The following is a 19994-nucleotide window of genomic DNA, read 5'->3' as shown; positions in this document are numbered from 1 at the left end:
ATGACAATGCAGCGCCTGCACACAGGATGGGCTAGCGTGCAGCCACCTTCGTGCCAGGGAACCGCACCGATGAAGCACCTTCCGCTTGCTGGTCTGTTGCTCCTTTCGCTCACCGCCTGCAGTGCTGGCTCCGACAGGCAGGGGGCGGCCGGCAGCGGCAGCGATACCCCGGCCGAAACCGCCTCGGCTACCGGGCCCGCGCAGTCGACGGATCCTGATCTGGCAGCCCGTCCAGCCAATGACCGCCGCGAGGACAGTCCCGCGCACCTGGAGGGCTTCGCCGGCGCGAAGCTGGGCGCCGGCATCGCTGAGGTCCGCAGTGGCTTCGGCGCGCCGTTGCAGGGGCTGGGCACCGATGCCAGTGGCAAACCGCTGCCGGCCGACGACAGCAACGATGGCTGCTATTTCCTGCGACCGCAGAATGCCGAAGACCCCCGCCTGATGATCGAAGGCCGCAAGCTGGTGCGCTACGACGTGCGCAGCGCAGCCATCACCGCACCAGGTGGCGGCAAGGTCGGCATGACCCTGGGTGAGCTGCAGGTGCTTTACCCCGAGCGCGCTGACGTCGGCCCCGACAAGTACGACGAGAAGGCCCAGCACCTGCGCGTGCGTCCGGCGCAGGAGGGTGGGGCGGTGATCGATTTCGCACTCGGTGCGGACGGCCGGGTCGGTGCGTGGAGGGTCGGGCAGACCCCGCAGGTCGATTATGTGGAAGGCTGTGGCTGATCCTTGATCCACGGCCCAGCCATGCGCGCGGGGCCAGCGTAGAATCGCGCCACGACCGCAGGGGGAGTGCTCGATGATCGCCATTGCCATTGCCTGGTTCCTGCTCGGCCTGCTGCTGCTGGCGCTGGGCGGGGACTCCATCGTCAAGGCCGTGTCCGGCTTGGCGCAACGCTTCGGGGCCAGTCCGTTCACGGCTGGTCTGTTGCTGCTCGGCGTGACCACTTCGCTGCCGGAACTGGCGGTCAACGCGCGCGCGCTGGCGGTCGGTCAGCCGGAGCTGGCGCTGGGCAACGCGGTGGGCAGCAGCATCGTCAACCTGGGCCTGACCCTGGCCGTGGCGGCCATGGCTGCGCCACTGCTGCTGCGCGCGCGCCTGCAGACGGTGCTGTGGTGGTCGCTGCTGGCGGCCGGCGTGCTGCTGATCCTGTTCGGTCTTGATGGTGGCCTGGCACGCTGGGAGGGCGGCGTGCTGCTGGCCGGCTTCATCGTGGTGCAGGTGCTGCTGCTGCGCCGTGGTCGCAGCGAGAGTGCGGAGGTGCAGGCAGCCATCGCCGAGTCCGCACTGAGCCGAACCAGCCTGCCGTTGAATGTACTGCGGGTGCTGATCGCCGCGCTGGCCCTGTACTGGGGCGCACGCCTGGTGGTGGGGGCCGCAGCGGACTTCGGTACTGCACTGGGTTGGACACCGCTACTGGTCGGTCTGCTGCCGGTCGCGATCGGTACCGCGCTGCCGGAGGTGGCAACCGCGATTGCTGCCGCACGCCGTGGTCATGGCGACATGGTGCTGGGCCACGTGCTGGGTTCCAGCGTGGTCAACCTGTTGCTGGTGATTGGTGCGATGGCCGTACTGCAGCCGCTGGCGCTGCCGGCCTCGTTCGTGCGCCTGGAATTGCCGGCGCTGCTGGCCTTCGCACTGGTGCTGTACCCCATGCTGCGCGGCGACCTGAAGATCAGCCGCGGCGAAGGCGCGATCCTGCTGGTCGCGTTCGCGGGCTGGTTCGTGCTGGAGCTGCTGCTGGTGGGCGCACCGGCGTTGTAGATCCACGCCATGCGTGGATGCGGTTGGTTCCGTGCCGACCAAGGTCGGCACCTACCGGTCACCTCGCCGATGATGCGGTAGCTGCCAACCTTGGTTGGCACTCAGGGAAACAAAGCGCCGACCAAGGTCGGCCTCTACCGGGCATTGCAGTCGGTAGATCCACGCCACGCGTGGATGCGGTTGGCTCCGTGCCGACCAACGGTCGGCACCCACCGGTCAACCCGCCGATGATGCGGTAGCTGCCAACCTCGGTTGGCACTCAGGGAAACAAAGCGCCGACCAAGGTCGGCGTCTACCGGGCATTGTGGTCGGTAGATCCACGCCACGCGTGGATGCGGTTGGCTCCGTGCCGACCAACGGTCGGCACCCACCGGTCAACCCACCGATCACCCGGTAGCTGCCAACCTTGGTTGGCACTCAGGGAAACAAAGCGCCGACCAAGGTCGGCCGCCACCGGGCATTGCGGTCGGTAGATCCACGCCATGCGTGGATGCGGTTGGCTCCGTGCTGACCAACGGTCGGCACCCACCGGTCCACCCACCGATGATGCGGTAGCTGCCAACCTTGGTTGGCACTCAGGGAAACAAAGCGCCGACCAAGGTCGGTCGCTACCGGATTCACCGGTTCTGCGTGGTTTCTTCTTCCCGCACCGGTTCCGGCGGCGGCAGCTGCTCTTCAGCAGCCGGCTCGTTGCCGGGCAGGCTGGGGCGGGTTTCCATCAGCAGCGACAGCGCGGCCTTGGCCATCATGTGCGCGCTGATCGGTGCGGTGATGAACAGGAACACGGTGATCAGCAGCTCGCGCGGCTGCGGGTCCTGGCCGAGAAAGATGTGGTAGCACACCGAGCACACCAGCACGCAGCCCACGCCCAGCGTGCTGGCCTTGGTCGGTGCGTGCAGCCGCTTGAAGAACGTGGACAGCTTCACCAGGCCCAATGCACCGACCAGGATGAAGAAGCAGCCGAACAGCAGCAGGATCGACAGGCCGATCTGGATCGCGGTGATCATTCGACGATGTCCCGGCGCAGCACGAACTTGCTCAGCACCACGGTGCTGCCGAAGCCGAGCATGGCGATGATCAGCGCCGCCTCGAAGTAGATCGGCGAGTTGAGGTACATGCCGAACAGCATCAGCTCGGCGATCGCGGTCACCGACAGCGTGTCCAGCGCGAGGATGCGGTCGGGCACGGTCGGCCCGCGCAGCAGGCGCCAGGTGGCCAGCAGCATGGCCAGGCCGACCACGTGCATGCACACCACCAGGGTGGTCTGGATGACTTCAAAACCGGTCATGGGAAGATCTCCATCAACGGCGCCTCGTAACGGCGCTTGATCGTATCGATCAGGTCCTGTGGGTCCTCCAGGTGCAGCACGTGCACCAGCAGGAACTTGCGGTCGTCACTGAGCGCGGCCGAGACCGTGCCCGGGGTCAGCGTGATCATGCTGGTCAGCGCGGCGATGCCGTGGATGTTGGCGATGTCCAGCGGCAGCCAGATGAAGCCCGGATGGATGTTCTTCTCCGGGCCCAGCACCTGCACGGCGACGCGGATGTTGGACATCAGGATGTCCCACAGGGTCACGCACAGCAGCTTGGGCAGCGGGCGCAGGGTACCGATGCGGGCGAACTCGCGGTCCAGGCGCGCGGCGAACAGCGGCACCACCACGCCCAGCACCAGCCCCAGCACGAACTGGCCGAGGGTGAAGCTGTCGGACATCAGCAGCCAGAACGCCACCACCATGATGCTGAGCATCGGCGAGGGAATGACGCGACGGAACAGGGAGCGCTGGGCGGTCATGGCTGGCGGATCTCCGGCGTGGTCGCGCGCAACTGCTGCACGTACTCGCTGGGGTGCAGCAGCTGTGCGGCGGTGGCGTCGGTGTAGCGCATCAGTGGCGCGGCGGCCAGTGTCATGCCGATGCCGTAGGCCAGCAGGATGCAGGCCGCGTACAGCTCGACCCGGCGCAGGCGTGCCTTGCGCGGCTTCGGTGCATCGGCCTCGACCGGCGGCACGCGCCAGAACAGGCGGATGCCGCCACGGGTCAGGCCCATGATCACCAGCAGGCTGCTTACCAGCACTGCCGTCCACACCGGGGCGGTGTACTGCGCCGGCATGCCGGCCAGCAGTGCGGCCTTGGCCAGGAAGCCGGACAGCGGCGGCAGGCCGGCCACGGACACCGCGCCGATCAGGAACAGCACCGCCGGCGTTTCCTTGCCCGGCATCGGCGCGACCACTTCCTTGCGGTCGCTGGCGCCACCGCGGCGGCGGCGGATCAGGTCGGCAATCAGGAACAGTGCGGCGGCGACGAAGCTGCTGTGTGGCAGGTAGTACAGGCCGGCGGACAGCACCTGCGGCGTGCCTACCGAGAAGGCGATGAACAGCGTGGCCGCCGAGACGATTACCAGATACGAGATCAGCACGCGCAGGCGGGTCGCGGCCAGCGCACCGAGGCCGCCAAGCACCAGCGTTGCCACGCCGGCCCACAGCAGCCAGTCGCGGCCATAGCCGGCCATCGCACCGGCATCGTCGCCGAACCACAGCATCTGGATGCGCAGCACCGAGTACAGGCCGACCTTGGTCATGATCGCGAACAGGGCGGCCACGGCGGCCGGTGCGCGCGAATAGGCTTCCGGCAGCCACAGGTACAGCGGCATCAGTGCAGCCTTGGCGCAGAACACCAGCAGCAACAGGCCCATCGTGGCCTTTACCAGCGTCAGCTGCGCCGGCGGCACCTCGGCAATGCGCTGCGACAGCTCGGCCATGTTCAGCGAGCCCAGCGAGGCGTACAGCAGGCCCAGTGCGATCAGGAACAGGGTCGAGGCGGTGACGTTGAACACCACGTAGTGCAGGCCGATGCGCATGCGCAGGCCGCGGCCGCCACTGAGCAGCAGGCCGTAGGAGGCGATCAGCATCACCTCGAAGAACACGAACAGGTTGAAGATGTCGCCGGTCAGGAATGCGCCATTCAGGCCGACCAGCTGGAACTGGAACAGTGCATGGAAGTGTGGTGCGCGACGGTCCCAGCCCGAGCAGGCATGCAGCAGGCAGGGAATGGCCAGCAGCAGGGTGGTCAGCAGCATCCACGCCGACAGCCGGTCGGCCACCAGCGCGATGCCCAGACGCGACGGCCAGTCGCCGAGCAGGTAGACGTTGATCTCACCAGTGGCGGTGGCGGCAAACAGCAGGCCCACCGCCAGCGCCAGCGCCGACAGGGCAGTCCAGGCCACCGCGCGCTGCACCTTGGGGCCATACCGGCGGTGTTCGACGAACAGCGACAGTGCAGCACCCAGCAGCGGAATCAGGATGGGCAGGATCACCAGGTGGTTCATGCGCGGTCCTCTCCCTGGCGCGGCAGCATGCGCTCATCCTGCAGGTCGTCATCCGGCTCGTGGGCGTCCACATGATCGCTGTGGTTGTCGCTGCGGCTGCGCATGGCCAGCACGATGCTGACCGCGGTCATCGCGAAGGCGATCACGATCGCGGTCAGCACCAGCGCCTGTGGCAGCGGATCGGTGTAGTTGCCCAGGTGACTGTCCACGCCTTCCTGCAGCACCGGTGCCTTGCCCAGCACCACGCGGCCACCGGCGAAGATCAGCAGGTTGGTGGCGTAGGACAGGAAGGTCATGCCGAGGATCACATCGAAGCTGCGCGCACGCAGCAGCAGGTAGATGCCGATGGCGGTCAGTACGCCGATCGCGGTAGCCAGGGCCAGTTCCATCAGTGCATCTCCCCGGTGCGTGCCGAACGGCGTTGCAGGTCGATCTCACCCTTGCGGGCAGTGCGGGTACGCGACGGCTTGATCGTGCCCATCATCGACAGCATCAGCATGGCGCCACCGAACACCACCAGATAGACGCCGATGTCGAAGCCGATCGCACTCGCCAGCGGCACGTCGCCGATCAGCGGCAGGTGCAGGTCGAGGTGGCCGCTGGTCAGGAACGGCACGCCGAACAGCATCGACGCGCTGCCGCTGAGCAGGGCGATCAACAGGCCCATGCCGATGCAGCGGATGTAGTCGAAGCCGAAGCGCGACTCCACCGACGCGGTGCCCTGGATCACGTACTGGATCAGCAGCGGCACCGCCAGCACCAGGCCGGCGATGAAGCCACCGCCCGGCGCGTTGTGGCCGCGCAGGAACAGGAAGATCGATACGGTCAGGGTCAGCGGGAACATGATCTGCGCCAGGTCGGCCGGCACCGGCAGCTTGATCGGTGGGCCGGGCATGATCTGCTCCGGCGCCATCCGCGTGCGACGCAGCAGCGCATGCACCACCAGTGCGGCGATGCCGAACACGGTGATCTCGCCGAAGGTATCGAAGCCGCGGAAGTCGACCAGGATCACGTTGACCACATTCTGGCCGTAGGCCTCGGGCAGGGCACGGGCGAGCAGCTCGCCGGCCATGGTGTTCGGCGGCAGCGTCATCGCCGAATAGGCCAGCGCACCCAGGCCGGCGCCGGCGATGATCGCGATCACCGCATCGCGGCGCTTGCGCCAGCGCGGCCGCTCCGGCCCGGACTGCGCGGGCAGGTAGTTCATGCCCAGCAGCATCAGCACCAGGGTCACCATCTCCACCAGCAGCTGGGTCAGCGCCAGGTCCGGTGCGGACAGGAACACGAAGGTCAGCGCCACCATCAGGCCAACGCCGCCGACCAGCAGCACCGCCAGCAGGCGCTGCTTGTAGACACGGAGGGTGGCAACGGCGCAGGCCATCATCACCAGCCACAGCACCCAGCCCAGCAGCGGGATCGGCTGCGGCGCGGTCCAGTTCGGCGAGGCCGGGTTGGCCACGAACGGCGCGGCGGCGACCGCGATCGCCACCAGCACCAGGCCCAGCAGCATGCGCTGCAGGCTGCCATTGGCGATGCCGTTGGTCAGGCGCATGGCCAGCGCGGAAAGGGCATCCAGCTGCGCATGGAACACGTTGCGGCCGGTGGTGCGGGTTTCCACCCCGTGCAGGTTGATCAGCTTGCGCAGGCCGAAGTACAGCGCCACGCCACCGACCACGCCGATCGCGCTCATCGCCAGCGGCAGGTTGAAGCCGTGCCATACGGCCAGGCTGTACTCGGGCATGGCGTTGCCGAGGATCGAGGCCGCAGCGGCATGCAGCACTGGCGCCACGGTCAGTGCCGGGGCGATGCCCACCGCCACGCAGATCACCACCAGCAGTTCCACCGGCACCTTCATCCAGCGCGGCGGCTCATGCGGCACGCGGTCGAGGTCGTGCGGGCCGGGGCCGAAGAAGGTGTCGTGCACGAAGCGCAGGCTGTAGGCCACGCCGAACACACCGGCCAGCAGCGCCGCGATCGATACGGCCGTGCGCATCGCGCCCGGGCCGCCACCGGCGGTCAGCGCTTCGGCGAACAGCATTTCCTTGGACAGGAAGCCGTTGAGCAACGGGATGCCGGCCATCGCCAGCGAGGCGATGATCGCCAGCGCGCTGGTGAATGGCATCAGTTTGCGCAGGCCACCCAGCTTGCGCATGTCACGGGTGCCGGTTTCGTGGTCGATGATGCCGGCGGCCATGAACAGCGAGGCCTTGAAGGTGGCGTGGTTGAGGATGTGGAACACGCCGGCCACCACCGCCATCGGCGTGGACAGGCCGAACAGCAGGGTGATCAGGCCCAGATGGGAAATGGTCGAGTACGCCAGCAGGCCTTTCAGGTCGTGCTGGAAGATCGCGTTCCAGGCGCCGATCAGCAGGGTCAGCGCGCCGATGCCGCTGACCGTGTAGAAGAACAGGTCGCTGCCGGCCAGTGCCGGGTGCAGCCGCGCCAGCAGGAACACACCGGCCTTCACCATGGTGGCCGAGTGCAGGTAGGCAGAGACCGGGGTCGGCGCCGCCATCGCGTGCGGCAGCCAGAAGTGGAACGGGAACTGCGCGCTCTTGGTGAAGATGCCGGCCAGCACCAGGAACAGTGCGTACGGGTACAGCGCGCTGGCGCGGATCTGCTCGCCGGCGGCCAGCACCACGTCCAGGTCGAAGCTGCCGACGATGCGGCCGATCAGCAGCACGCCACCGAGCAGGGCCAGGCCACCGCCGCCGGTGATCACCAGCGCCATGCGTGCGCCTTCGCGGGCGTCCTGGCGGTGCGACCAGAAGCCGATCAGCAGGAACGAGCTGATGCTGGTCATTTCCCAGAAGATCATCAGCAACAGCAGGTTGCCCGACAGCACCATGCCCAGCATGGCGCCCATGAACAGCAGCAGGTAGCAGTAGAAGCGGTGGGCGTTGTCCTGCTGGCTCAGGTAGTAGCGCGCATACAGCACCACCAGCGCGCCGATGCCGAGCACCAGCCCGGCGAACATCCAGGCCAGGCCGTCCAGGCGCAGGGTGAAGTCCAGGCCGATCTGCGGCAGCCAGGGCACCAGGGTGCGGACCACCTGGCCATCGAGCACCGACGGGGTCAGCCAGCCGAGGATGGCCAGCCCGCCCAACGGCGCCAGCGCCGCCAGCCAGGCAGCAGTCGAGCGCGAACTACGGGGGAAGGCCGCAACAGCCGCTGCCATCAGGAACGGCAGGGCCAGCAGCAGGGGCAGGCTGGGGAGCATGCAGGGAATCCATGATTCACGAGCAGGTCAGGGAGGATAACAGGCTGCGAAATGTCGCCGAAACCCATCGAACAGCGATCAATTGCATGTAACGTCCGCTGATTCATTTTTTCTGCAGCGCAGCATCACGTTGCTGCGGTCCCTCCGCGGTTGCTCTCGGGGGACACCCTACGCCGACGCAGGGAGACCGCAGGCCCTGTCGCACAGGGGCTGCCGTCGACGGGCGGGAGGTGGGGAACGGATCACCGGTGCAGGCTGGCAGGGCCGTCGTGGAGTGCGGGTGACGGAATCTGCCCGTTCAGGAAACGAGGGGCAGCGTCGGCCACGGGCAGGTCAGTAGCGCCAGTCGAGCTTGCGGTAGAACTTGGCCATCACCCAGGCCGGGCCGATCAGCAGGTAGGTCAGGTCGGTCAGGAAGCTGGGCTTGCGGCCCTCGAACTTGTGACCGATGAACTGCGCGATCCAGGCCACCACGAATACGCCCACCGCCAGCCAGAACAGGTTATGCAGGCCGATCTCGGCCTCCAGCAGCCTGCACAGGCAGCCGAATACGAAGAACTGGATGAGCATGCCGATGCCCAGCGGGCGCGACAGCTTGTTGTAGAAGCACCAGGCGCTGAACATCGCGAACGCCGACCAGATGCCGTACTGGAACCAGGTGATCAGCGGCGGCAGGCACCACAGCAGGGCCACCACCGACCACAGGATCGCCGGCACCGCCACCACGTGGATGCGCTGGTTGATCAGATTGCGGTGGTCGTCGGAGTAGCTGGCGAAATAGCGGTCGATCGGCCGCGCAAGCTCGGTGGATGTCTGCATGCTGCGTTGCTTCCTCGGACAACGGTAGTGCCGGCCGCTGGCCGGCAATCCAGAGCATAGCCGAGTTCGCGAGGTTGCCGGCCAGCGGCCGGCACTACCCCCAGGCAACCGTCAGTAGAGCCAGGCCATGCCTGGCTGCAGGCTTGCGAGGCTGCCGGCCAGCGGCCGGCACTACCCCCAGGCAACCGTCAGTAGAGCCAGGCCATGCCTGGCTGCAGGCTTGCGAGGCTGCCGGCCAGCGGCCGGCACTACCCCCAGGCAACCGGCAGTAGAGCCAGGCCATGCCTGGCTGCAGGTTCGCGAGGTTGCCGGCCAGCGGCCGGCACTACCCCCAGGCAACCGTCAGTAGAGCCAGGCCATGCCTGGCTGCAGGTTCGCGAGGTTGCCGGCCAGCGGCCGGCACCACCCCAGGCAACCGGCAGTAGAGCCAGGCCATGCCTGGCTGCAGGTTCGCGAGGTTGCCGGCCAGCGGCCGGCACTACCGCATTCAGAACGCCCCCAGCCAGACCGGCGGGGGGCGCAGGGCATCAGTCGACGCTGATCCCGGCCAGGCGCTGCAGCGCCTCGGCGTACTTGGCGCGGGTGCGCTCGATGATCTCGGCCGGGATGGTCGGGCCCGGGGCGGTCTTGCCCCAGTCCAGCGTCTCCAGGTAATCGCGCACGAACTGCTTGTCGTAGCTCGGCGGGCTGGTGCCCACTTCGTACTCGTCGGCCGGCCAGTAACGCGAGGAATCCGGCGTCAGCATCTCGTCCATGATGTACAGGCGGCCATCGGCGTCGGTACCGAACTCGAACTTGGTATCGGCCAGGATGATGCCGCGCTCGCGGGCGTATTCGGCGGCGAACTTGTAGATGCGCAGGGTGGCATCGCGCACGCGCTCGGCCATCTCGGCACCGACCTGCTTCACCATCGCATCGAAATCGATGTTCTCGTCATGGTCGCCCACGGCGGCCTTGGTCGAGGGGGTGAAGATCGGCTCGGGCAGCTGCTCGGCCTGGCGCAGGCCGTCGGGCAGGTCGATGCCGCTGACCTTGCCGGTGCGCTGGTAGTCCTTCCAGCCGCTGCCGATCAGGTAGCCGCGGGCGATCGCTTCCACCGGCACCGGCTTCAGCTTGCGGGTGACCACCGCGCGCTTGGCGTACAGGGCCGGGTCCACGCCTTCGGGCAGCACGCTGGCCACGTCGATGCCGGTCAGGTGGTTGGGCATCAGGTGCGCGGTCTTGGCGAACCAGAAGTTGGAGACCTGGCAGAGCATCTCGCCCTTGCCCGGAATCGGGTCGGGCAGGACCACGTCGAACGCCGACAGGCGATCGGTGGCCACCATCAGCAGGTAGTCGCCCGGCGGGGTCCCTGCTGGCAGCCGCTCGCGCGGGATATCGAACACATCACGCACCTTGCCGCGATGGCGCAAGGGCAGGCCGGGGAGATCGGATTGCAACAGCGTGGTTGGCACGGGCACTCCTGGGGCGTTGTCGATACGGCTGCTGCCCAACGGACCCGGCGGGCCCGCTGACCAGCGGGCGGCCTAGTGTAAAGCCGTCCGGGCCCGCTGTGACGTAAAATGAGCGTCCATTTCGTCGGCCGACCCCGGAGCGCCATGCGCTGGTACGGAAAACTGCTCGGATTCATCGCCGGCGCCCTGCTGTTCCGGCCCAATCCGTTGTTTGGCGCGGTGGTCGGCCTGTTGATCGGCCATGCCTTCGATTCGGACTGGTTCCGCCTGAACAAGGAGAACCCGTACCGGGAGCTGGGGCTGACCTCCGAGGCCACCGATGCCGAGGTCGAGCGCGCCTACCGCAAGCTGATCTCGCAGTACCACCCCGACAAGCTCGGCGGCGCCGCCCCCGAGCTGCAGCAGCAGGCCGAGCAGAAGTCGCGGCGGATCAATGCCGCCTACGACCGCATCAAGACCCTGCGCAAGCGCTGACCCTCTTTCCTACCGTTGCAAGGCCCGGCCATGTCCAACTGCCTCATCGCCCCCTCCATCCTGTCCGCCAACTTCGCCCGCCTCGGCGAGGAAGTCGACAACGTCCTCGCCGCCGGCGCGGACTGGGTCCACTTCGACGTGATGGACAACCATTACGTGCCGAACCTGACCATCGGCCCGATGGTCTGCCAGGCGCTGCGCAAGCACGGCGTGACCGCGCCGATCGACGTGCACCTGATGGTCGAGCCGGTGGACCGCATCATCCCGGACTTCGCCGAAGCCGGTGCCACCTACATCAGCTTCCACCCGGAAGCGAGCCGCCACGTGCACCGCACCATCCAGCTGATCCGCTCGCTGGGCTGCAAGCCGGGCATCGTGCTCAATCCGGCCACCCCGGTGGACATCCTCGACTGGGTGCTGGACGACCTGGACCTGGTGCTGCTGATGTCGGTCAACCCGGGCTTCGGCGGCCAGGCCTTCATTCCCTCGGCGCTGGACAAGCTGCGCGTGGTGCGCAAGATGATCGATGCCAGCGGCAAGGACATCCGCCTGGAGATCGACGGCGGCGTGAAGGCCGACAACATCGGCGAGATCGCCGCTGCCGGCGCCGACACCTTCGTCGCCGGTTCGGCCATCTTCAACGCCAAGACCAGCTACCAGGACGTGATCGCGCAGATGCGCGCGAATGTCGCTGCGGCACGCTGACAAAAAAGGGACGGAGGGGATTAAGCTCGCCTGATTCCCTCCGTCTCCCTTTTCCGCCCATGGCTCTGTTGAACATCCGTCCGGCCACTGTGGCCGATGCCGGTCTGATCCTGCATTTCATCCGCGAACTGGCCATCTACGAGAAGGCCGAGCATTCGGTGCAGACCGACGAGATCGGCATCGCCGAAAGCTTGTTCGGTGCCGATGCCACGGCCCGCGCGCTGATCTGCGAAGTCGACGGCGAAGCGATCGGCTATGCGGTGTATTTCTACAACTACTCCACCTGGTTGGGCCGCAAGGGCATCTACCTGGAAGACCTGTATGTCAGCCAGGAAAAGCGCGGCGCCGGTGCCGGCAAGGCGCTGCTGAAGTACATCGCACGCCAGGCCGTGGCCGAAGGTTGCAGTCGTTTCGAATGGTCGGTGCTGGACTGGAATACCCCGGCCATCGAGTTCTACACCGCCGCTGGCGCCACGCCGCAGGACGAGTGGACCGTGTACCGGCTGCAGGGCCAGGCATTGCACGATTTCGCCAACGGTTGAGGCGAAGTGCATCCACGCATGGCGTGGATCTACCCACCTGGTGTGCGCGAACCGCAACCCGGTGTGTGCGAACCGCAGCCCGGTGTGCGCGAACCGCAACCCGGTGGGTGCGAACCTTGGTTCGCACTCCCTACGCACCAAAAAAAAAGCCACGCCAATCACTGGCGTGGCCTCGCTGCATGCGTGGGAGGCTGATCCTGCCTCCATCCGTCGTCCCTGCTATGGCCTTCCATTCTCCAGCAGCTGAATGACACCTGCGTGACATTCACTGCGGACAAACGGCGCATTGCTAGCCTGTGCCACCCCCGTCCTGGAAGCACCGCATGACCACCCCGCGCTGGCGCCTGATCCTCAACGGAAAATCCGCAGGCAATGACGAGCTGCGCGACGCGGTCGGTCATTGGCGTGGGCAGGGCGTGCAGCTGGAAGTGCGGGTGACCTGGGAAGACGGTGACGCCGAACGCTACGTGGCCGAGGCGATCGATCATGGCGTGGACGTGATCGTGGCCGCCGGTGGCGACGGCACGCTCAGCGCGGTGGCCGAGACACTGGCGCATCGTGAGGAGCCGGCAGATGCGTTGCCCTCGCTGGCGCTGATCCCGATGGGGACCGCCAATGACTTCGCGACTGCGGCCGGCATCCCGACCGAGCCGAAGGCAGCCTTGGCCTTGATCGGGCAGGCCACGCCGCATGCCATCGATCTGCTGCGCGTGGACGCCGATGGCACGCAATGGTGGTGCGCCAACCTCGCCAGCGGTGGCTTCGGCACGCAGGTGACGGTGGAGACCGATGCCGGCCTGAAGAAGATGCTGGGCGGGCTGGCCTACGTGATCACCGGCATTGCCAAGCTGGGGCGGATCGAGCCGATCCATGCGCGCCTGTCGGGCCCGGATTTCGCGTGGGAAGGCGACTTCATCGCGCTCGGCATCGGCAATGGCCGCCAGGCCGGTGGTGGCCAGCAATTGTGCCCGCAGGCGCTGATCGATGATGGGCAGCTGGACGTGACGGTGCTTCCGGAGCTGGAAGGTGAAGTCACCGCCACGCTCGGCCAGATGCTGAAGTCCGGCACCCAGGCCGCGCTGGAACAACTGGCGACGCGCGCGCGCCTGCCGTGGCTGCAGGTGGAATCCGAGCGTCCGTTGACGCTCAACCTGGACGGCGAACCGGTACAGGCGCGCCAGTTCCGCATCGCGTGCGTACCGGGCAGGGTGCGGATGCACCTGCCCGTGGGCTGTGCACTGTTGTCCGAGCCGCGCTGAGCCGGACCGGAACTCCTACAACGGCGGTATGTCCTGCTCCTTCGCCGGGAAGCCGAATGCTTCGCGCTTCTCGCGGATGTACTGCGGCAGCGGCGGCCGGGCAATGCCGTGATCGATCAGCCACTGCTGGCACTTCTTCTGCCAGGGCAGCAGGTCCGGTGTGGCGATTTCCCAGTAGATGGCTTCGACCATGGCCATCCGATCGGGCGCGCCCGGTTGCGCCGATGACGGCGATGCAATCGTGGGGTCCGCGCCATGCTCAAGCAGCCAGTAAGCCTGCTCGAAGCCGCCACGGCCGGTGTACCAGCTGAGAACGGTATCGGCCTGGCCGATGTTGGATTCGTTGACGTGCGCGCCTCGCTCCACCAGCAGCTGGATGTTCTTCCACAGGTTGCCGGAAATGAAAGCCTGGAACAGCAGCGTTTCGGTGTTGGAGGTGCGCGTGTCCGGGTCGCCGCCATGATCCAGCAGCAGGGCCAGGTAGCGCGGATCGTCCATCTTCGCGGCATAGACCATGGCGTTGTTGTGGCGGAACGTCTCGCCGTCCAGCGTTTCAATACGCCGTGCATTCGGGTCGGCGCCGTTGTCGAGCATCGCGCGCAGGCCTTCCAGGTTCTGTGCGCGCAACGGCCACGCGATGAGCGGAATGCCATCCTGCTTCGAGAACTCCTTGTCGGGGTTCACGCCTTCGGTCTTGATCAGGCGCGTGATCGTCGCTGCATCACCCTGTTCGGCGGCGATGGCCAGTTCAAGTGCCTTGCCCTCGAAATAGCGCTCCGCGCCATGTGAAGACGTGCGCGCGCAGGCGCTCAGCAGCATCAGCAGCATCAGCGCCAGGCAGGAAAATGGCGTAAAGGAACTGTGAGGGTGACGGTGCATGTGATCCCTTGACATGGACGCGTTCGGGGGATGATAGCGTTGGCCGTGGTCATTCCAGCAGGTCCTGGATGACCGTGTCTTCACTGATGAGCAATGGAGTCTGCCATGAGCGGTCACGATCCCGAGCAGCAGGAACGCCTGTTGCAGGCCCGCGCCAAGAGCGTCCAGGCGCAGCAGCACCTGGTCGAGCAACTGCAGGGAGGTGGACATGCCACCGAGGCGGCGCGCTTGCGCGAGACCTATCACGCCCGCGAGCTGGGTTCGCTTGCTGGTGATGTGTATGCCTCGGCAAAGGGCAAAGGTGAGCCGCCGGTCGGGTGGACGCGAGCCAGTGCCGTGACCGACCCGGACACACTCAAAGCGGCGGGCATCAGCCTGGGAGCGGCCGACCTGAAGAAGCTGATGCGGCCGAACGACTCGGGTTTTCGCGCAGAGATCTACATTCCGGACAAAAGGGTGTTCGGTGATGACGCCAAGCCGGTGCTGGTGTTCAAGGGCTCAACGGGCGAAATCATCGATCCCCGGGCGAAAGGCGGGCGGCGTGAGTCCGGAGGCGAGGATTTCCTCAACAATGGACGCCAGGGCGTAGGCATGCAGAGCGACTACTACGATCGGGCCATGGCACTGGCGAGTCGCTTGAAGACCTCTGGTACCCAGTTTGAACTTGCCGGTCATTCGCTTGGCGGCGGCATGGCCTCTGCCGCTTCGGCGGTTACCGGTGTACGTGCGACCACCTTCAATTCGGCGGGGCTGCATCCGGCCACCGCCGATCGCTACGCGAAATCCCACGGATTGCCGGTGTTCAACACGCGCGACACGGTGCACACCTACCAGACCTCGGGTGAAGTGCTCAACGATGTGCAGAATGGATTGAAGCGGCTCAACGAGCATCACCGGCAGGGCTTTGGCCTGTTGGCCAGCGAGACCAGCCAGCTGCTGCGTCAGCCCGGCGTGCAGCAGATGGTTACCCGCAAGCTGCAGGAGATGATGCCGGCGGGTGCGCAGACGGCCACGGCCCAGCTGGTTGACCAGCTGGCGTCGAAATCCGGGGCAGAGGCATTGCGCAATGTTCCGGTGGCCGCGGGCAGGATGGAACTGTTGCTGGACGCCAAGACCGAAGTGAACGGAAAGGTGGTGGATCGCCGCCATCGAGAAGCGCCAAGCCAGCTTGCCGAATACGGTGGCCCGCTGGCCGAGGTGCTGATCGCAGGTGCGCGCGGCATGCGTGCCGGACGGGTTGCCGGTGAACATGTCGAGCAGGTCGGCGCGCTGGCGGGCCGGGGCATGAGCTTGTCCGGCGTGGCCGTCGAGCGTGCGTCGACCCTGCAGGGAAATGCGATCGGCACCGTGGTCGACTACGGTGGCAAGAGCATGCGGGTGGGCATCGAAGGCGGTGCGACGGTCATTGCCAAGGGGCGCGAGCTGCAGGGTCTGGTCGAATCGGTCAGCCACCGCGTGCAGGCCAAGGGCAGTTACGGCTGGAACATCGGGGCCAGCGTGCTGGGTGCGCTCGGTGCCGACGACATGGCCAGACAGATGCGTGAGCACGGTGATGCGGCGCGCAATCAACACGAAACCAAGGCCCGTGAAGCCACCCGTGAAGCGGCGGCGGATGCCGGCCGCATCCGTGCCGGCGGCCATCATCTGGGCGGCCAGCTGCAGCAGGGCGTGCATGGCGTGGCCAATGGGCTGCGCAACGGCTATGCCGTGTACGGCGCGACTTTCCACATGGGCATGAACTGGAGCAGCCATCAGATCACCGGGCTGACCTCGCAGGCGCCGGCCGTGCTGGCCGGCACCGTCGGGCTGGGCGCGATGGCCAACAAGGGCATTGCCACGCACCTGCCCACGCCGGCACTGCCGCAGAACCTGGTCAACCTGGCCAAGACGTCGTGGGTGATCGGGCGCGGCAGTGCGACCATGGGGGAGTCGGTGGACCGGCATGGCATGAGCGAGACGATGAACCCCAGTCTCGACGCGGCAATCGCGAGCCAGGAGGCGGCCGCGCGCAAGCTGCTTGGACGGCCGCATGCGCAGCTGCAGGAGGGGGGCGCGAAGATACCCGCGCTGAACGATCCGGGGCACATCGATTTCCATCTGTTCAAGGGCGCGCAGACCGGCGTGCACGGCCTCGATGTGGCACATGGCCGCATCCCGAACCTGCAGAGCGATCAGCTGGCCGGGGCGTTGGCTGTGCAGGCCAAGCGCGAAGGGTTGCAGGCCATCTCCCATGTGCTGCTCAGTGACGACCGCACGCGGGCATTCGCGGTCGACACCCCGGATCTGCAGGCGGCCCACCGCCGACATGCGCATGTGGACGTGGCGGCCGGCATGGCCCAGTCGCTGGCCGTGAGCACGGCGCAGGTTGACGCCCTGAACACCGGTCGCGAACAGGCGACGGCAGCCGGACTGGCCCAGCAACAGGGGCTGGAGGCCCAGGAGAACGCCCGGCGGATGGGCTAATGGCCGAATGAACCGCGACGCCGCGACGGGGTTCCCCTCCCGCCCCGGCTGCGATACAGTCAAGGGGTGTCCAGCCTGACGACCCCGCATACCCTTTCTTCCGCACGCCGTTGGTGGCGATGGTGGCCCGTTGCCGTCGTCCGCCCCCATAACGCTGTGTCCCGGAAGGAAAGTCGTCTTGAACTCGCACGCTCAGTTTCAGCTGCAGGCCGCTGAAGGCCACACCCATATTCCCGTCGTCCGTGAAGTGCTGTCCGACCTGGACACGCCGCTTTCGGTCTATCTGAAGCTCGCCGACGGCCCCAATACCTACCTGTTTGAATCCGTCGAAGGCGGCGAGCGCTTTGGTCGTTACTCGATCATCGGCCTGCCGGCGCGCCGCGTGTATGCCTTCCATGGCCACACGCTGACCGTGCGCGAAGACGGCCAGGTGGTGGACACCCGCGAGGTGGCCGACCCGTTCGCCGAAGTCGAGGCGCTGCGCAGCGCCCACTCGGTGCCCAAGCTGGAAGGCCTGCCGGGCTTCACCGGTGGCCTGGTTGGCTGGTTCGGCTTCGAGTGCATCGGCTACATCGAGCCGCGCCTGGCCCCGCCGGCTGGCCGCGATGAGCTGGGCACGCCGGACATCCTGCTGCTGGATTCCAACGAGCTGGCGGTGTTCGACAACCTCAAGGGCCGGCTGTACCTGATCGTGCATGCCGACCCGCGTGTCGAGGGTGCGTTCGAGCAGGCCCAGGCACGCCTGGATGCATTGACCGCCAAGCTGCGCGCACCGGGGGCCGGCTATCCCGCACCGCTCAACAGCGACGTGCTGGACGAGTCCGATTTCGTCTCCGGGTTCACCCGCGAAGGCTTCGTCGATGCGGTCCAGCGCAGCAAGGAATACATCCGTGCCGGCGACATCTTCCAGGTGGTGCTGAGCCAGCGCCTGAGCGTGCCGTTCAAAGCGCGCCCGGTGGATGTGTACCGTGCGCTGCGTGCACTGAACCCGTCGCCCTACATGTATTTCCTTGATGTCGGCGACCTGCAGGTGGTCGGTTCCTCGCCGGAAATCCTGGTGCGTTTGCAGGATGGCGAAGTGACGGTGCGCCCGATCGCTGGCACCCGGCCGCGCGGTGCCACTGTCGAACAGGACCTGGCGCTGGAAGCCGAGTTGCTGGCCGATCCGAAGGAGCGCGCCGAGCACCTGATGCTGATCGACCTCGGCCGTAACGATGCCGGTCGCGTGTCCAAGGCCGGCACCGTGGAAGTGGGCGAGCAGTTCGTGATCGAGCGCTACAGCCACGTCATGCACATCGTCAGCGAAGTGACCGGGCAGCTGCAGCCGGGCCTGAGCTATGCCGACGTGCTGCGTGCCACCTTCCCGGCCGGCACGGTCAGCGGTGCGCCGAAGATCCGCGCGCTGGAAGTGATCCGCGAGCTGGAACCGATCAAGCGCAATGTCTACGCCGGCAGCATCGGCTACATCGGCTGGCATGGCGATGCCGATACCGCGATCGCGATCCGCACCGCGGTGATCAAGGACGGCCGCCTGTATGTGCAGGCCGGCGCCGGCATCGTCTACGACTCGGACCCGGACAAGGAATGGGACGAGACGATGAACAAGGGCCGCGCGCTGTTCCGCGCCGTCGCCCAGGCCGCCAAGGGCCTGTAAGCCTGCCTCGCCACGGCCGCTGCGCCGTGGTCGTTCCGCCGTTCCCGTTCAAGACAAGGAGTACCGCATGAAGCTGCTGAGCGCATTGCTGTGGTCGTCACTGCTGGCCACGATGGCCCCGTCTGCGTGGGCGCAGGCCAACACCATTCCCTCGCAGCCGCACCTGCTGGTGAAGGGCGAGGCGCGCCGCGAGGTGATGCCCGACCGGTTCGGCCTGCAGTTGAATATCGAAGAGACCGACATGGATGCCGACGCCGCGCGCCGCCGCGTGCAGGACAACGTCGCGCGCGTGCTGGCGCTGTTCAAGCAGCACAAGGCGGTGGAGGGCAGCGTGCGTGCGGACAATCTGCGGATCGGCCCGGCCACGCGCTATGAGCAGAACCGGCAGGTCTTCGTCGGCACCCGCGTGTCGCGCCAGCTGCGTGCCAGCTTCGCCAGCGTGAAGGCGATGCAGGACGTGCTGGGTGCACTGAAGGCCAACGAGAACCTGCAGGTCAGCAGCGTGGCCCCGACCTACTCGGGCGAAGTGGCGCTGCGGCGCGAACTCAAGGGTGAGGCCGCCGCGTCGACGCGCCAATCCGCGCAGGGCCTTGCCAATGCCTACGGCACGAAGCTGCGCGGGCTGTACAGCATCTCTGATGTGGCGCCGAACTTCGCCTATGGCGTGCAGGCGGGCAATTGGCCCAGAAGCGACGACATGGTGACACCGCCATCGCCGCCGTCACCTGCGGCGCAGATGGACATGATCGAGACCACCGGCTCACGCCTGCGCGAATCCATCGAAGCCGGCCCCATCACCTACACCGAAAACGTATACGCCATTTTCCTGATAAGCGACGGAACCTGACCATGTTGTGGATGATCGACAACTACGACAGCTTCACCTACAACCTCGTGCAGTACCTGCAGACGCTGGGCGCCGAGGTGAAGGTGGTGCGCAACGATGCGATGAGCGTGGACGAGATCGCCGCGCAGAAGCCTGAGCGCATCGTCATTTCGCCCGGCCCGTGCACGCCCAACGAAGCGGGCGTGTCGCTGGAACTCATCCAGCGCCTGGGCCCGACCACGCCGATCCTCGGCGTGTGCCTGGGCCACCAGGGCATCGGCCAGGTCTACGGCGGTACGGTCATCCGCGCCGGCAACATCATGCATGGCAAGACCTCGCCGATCCGCCATGAAGGCAAGGGCGTGTTCGCCGGCCTGCCGGACCGTTACCAGGCCACCCGCTACCACTCGCTGGTGGTGGACAAGAACAGCCTGCCCGAGGTGCTGGAAGTGACCGCCTGGACCGAGAACGACGACGGCTCGATCGAAGAGATCATGGGCCTGCGCCACCGCCAGTTCCCGGTGGAGGGCGTTCAGTTCCACCCCGAATCCATCCTCACCGAACACGGCCATGCCCTGCTGCGCAATTTCCTGCAGCGTCCGGCCGCCTGA

The 19994-nt window shown here is 66.8% G+C and carries 19 protein-coding genes; 10 read left to right on the top strand and 9 right to left on the bottom strand.

The features are described from left to right. The first annotated feature begins 69 nt into the window (after positions 1-69). Positions 70-726 carry a hypothetical protein gene (locus tag ACZK4Z_RS20870; RefSeq protein ID WP_125894221.1) on the top strand — a complete coding sequence of 219 codons (657 nt, stop codon included), beginning with the start codon at positions 70-72 and terminating at the stop codon, positions 724-726. Positions 727-799: 73 nt separating this feature from the next. Beyond that, on the top strand, positions 800-1765 hold the full coding sequence (locus tag ACZK4Z_RS20865; RefSeq protein ID WP_032127153.1) for a sodium:calcium antiporter: 966 nt from the start codon (positions 800-802) through the stop codon (positions 1763-1765). 617 nt (positions 1766-2382) lie between these two features. Here ACZK4Z_RS20865 and ACZK4Z_RS20860 read toward each other — a convergent pair. The 8 genes from ACZK4Z_RS20860 to ACZK4Z_RS20825 form a co-directional block, all read right to left on the bottom strand. Further along, entirely contained in the window at positions 2383-2772 is a 390-nt protein-coding gene (locus tag ACZK4Z_RS20860) for a Na+/H+ antiporter subunit G (RefSeq protein WP_049401677.1), read from the bottom strand. Further along, complete coding sequence (locus tag ACZK4Z_RS20855) at positions 2769-3053, bottom strand: K+/H+ antiporter subunit F (protein ID WP_005411334.1); 285 nt, start codon at positions 3051-3053, stop codon at positions 2769-2771. Before ACZK4Z_RS20855 ends, ACZK4Z_RS20860 begins: the two co-directional genes overlap by 4 nt. Then, positions 3050-3556, bottom strand: a complete 507-nt coding sequence (locus tag ACZK4Z_RS20850; protein ID WP_049401676.1) for a Na+/H+ antiporter subunit E — start codon at positions 3554-3556, stop codon at positions 3050-3052. Before ACZK4Z_RS20850 ends, ACZK4Z_RS20855 begins: the two co-directional genes overlap by 4 nt. Beyond that, on the bottom strand, positions 3553-5088 hold the full coding sequence (locus ACZK4Z_RS20845; RefSeq protein WP_049401675.1) for a monovalent cation/H+ antiporter subunit D: 1536 nt from the start codon (positions 5086-5088) through the stop codon (positions 3553-3555). The genes ACZK4Z_RS20850 and ACZK4Z_RS20845 overlap by 4 nt, the downstream gene beginning before the upstream one ends. Beyond that, on the bottom strand, positions 5085-5477 hold the full coding sequence (locus ACZK4Z_RS20840) for a Na+/H+ antiporter subunit C (protein ID WP_032127156.1): 393 nt from the start codon (positions 5475-5477) through the stop codon (positions 5085-5087). The genes ACZK4Z_RS20845 and ACZK4Z_RS20840 overlap by 4 nt, the downstream gene beginning before the upstream one ends. Beyond that, entirely contained in the window at positions 5477-8308 is a 2832-nt protein-coding gene (locus tag ACZK4Z_RS20835) for a monovalent cation/H+ antiporter subunit A (RefSeq protein WP_032127157.1), read from the bottom strand. The genes ACZK4Z_RS20840 and ACZK4Z_RS20835 overlap by 1 nt, the downstream gene beginning before the upstream one ends. 333 nt (positions 8309-8641) lie before the next feature. Next, positions 8642-9127 carry an Mpo1 family 2-hydroxy fatty acid dioxygenase gene (locus ACZK4Z_RS20830; RefSeq protein ID WP_032127158.1) on the bottom strand — a complete coding sequence of 162 codons (486 nt, stop codon included), beginning with the start codon at positions 9125-9127 and terminating at the stop codon, positions 8642-8644. Positions 9128-9654: 527 nt separating this feature from the next. Then, positions 9655-10581, bottom strand: a complete 927-nt coding sequence (locus ACZK4Z_RS20825; RefSeq protein ID WP_032127159.1) for a phosphoribosylaminoimidazolesuccinocarboxamide synthase — start codon at positions 10579-10581, stop codon at positions 9655-9657. Between the two features lie 144 nt (positions 10582-10725). Here ACZK4Z_RS20825 and ACZK4Z_RS20820 point away from each other — a divergent pair, with 144 nt between their 5' ends. The 4 genes from ACZK4Z_RS20820 (at position 10726) to yegS (ending at position 13561) form a co-directional block, all read left to right on the top strand. Beyond that, on the top strand, positions 10726-11055 hold the full coding sequence (locus ACZK4Z_RS20820) for a J domain-containing protein (RefSeq protein ID WP_005411327.1): 330 nt from the start codon (positions 10726-10728) through the stop codon (positions 11053-11055). 30 nt (positions 11056-11085) lie between these two features. Then, the gene (gene rpe, locus ACZK4Z_RS20815; protein ID WP_032127160.1) at positions 11086-11760 is read left to right on the top strand and encodes a ribulose-phosphate 3-epimerase; all 675 of its coding nucleotides are present in this window, start codon (positions 11086-11088) and stop codon (positions 11758-11760) included. A gap of 59 nt (positions 11761-11819) precedes the next feature. Beyond that, the gene (locus ACZK4Z_RS20810; protein WP_125895888.1) at positions 11820-12302 is read left to right on the top strand and encodes a GNAT family N-acetyltransferase; all 483 of its coding nucleotides are present in this window, start codon (positions 11820-11822) and stop codon (positions 12300-12302) included. Positions 12303-12625: 323 nt separating this feature from the next. Beyond that, positions 12626-13561: a lipid kinase YegS gene (gene yegS, locus ACZK4Z_RS20805; RefSeq protein ID WP_032127162.1), complete on the top strand. Its 936-nt coding sequence runs from the start codon at positions 12626-12628 to the stop codon at positions 13559-13561. 15 nt (positions 13562-13576) lie between these two features. On the opposite strand, the gene ACZK4Z_RS20800 is transcribed toward yegS, so the two are convergent. Beyond that, entirely contained in the window at positions 13577-14440 is an 864-nt protein-coding gene (locus ACZK4Z_RS20800; RefSeq protein ID WP_260467381.1) for an ankyrin repeat domain-containing protein, read from the bottom strand. 105 nt (positions 14441-14545) lie between these two features. On the opposite strand from ACZK4Z_RS20800, the gene ACZK4Z_RS20795 reads away from it, so the two are divergent. The 4 genes from ACZK4Z_RS20795 (at position 14546) to ACZK4Z_RS20780 (ending at position 19994) form a co-directional block, all read left to right on the top strand. After that, entirely contained in the window at positions 14546-16903 is a 2358-nt protein-coding gene (locus ACZK4Z_RS20795; RefSeq protein ID WP_125895886.1) for a Tle-like phospholipase domain-containing protein, read from the top strand. Between the two features lie 178 nt (positions 16904-17081). Continuing rightward, positions 17082-18557: an anthranilate synthase component I gene (trpE, locus tag ACZK4Z_RS20790; RefSeq protein ID WP_049424043.1), complete on the top strand. Its 1476-nt coding sequence runs from the start codon at positions 17082-17084 to the stop codon at positions 18555-18557. Between the two features lie 67 nt (positions 18558-18624). Next, the gene (locus tag ACZK4Z_RS20785) at positions 18625-19404 is read left to right on the top strand and encodes an SIMPL domain-containing protein (protein ID WP_049461246.1); all 780 of its coding nucleotides are present in this window, start codon (positions 18625-18627) and stop codon (positions 19402-19404) included. Positions 19405-19406: 2 nt separating this feature from the next. Continuing rightward, on the top strand, positions 19407-19994 hold the full coding sequence (locus tag ACZK4Z_RS20780) for an anthranilate synthase component II (RefSeq protein ID WP_125895885.1): 588 nt from the start codon (positions 19407-19409) through the stop codon (positions 19992-19994).

The organism is Stenotrophomonas sp. 71799_Sma (assembly GCF_056482505.1).
Note: the sequence above shows the minus strand (reverse complement) of the source record. Positions and strands in the feature narration are given on the sequence as shown.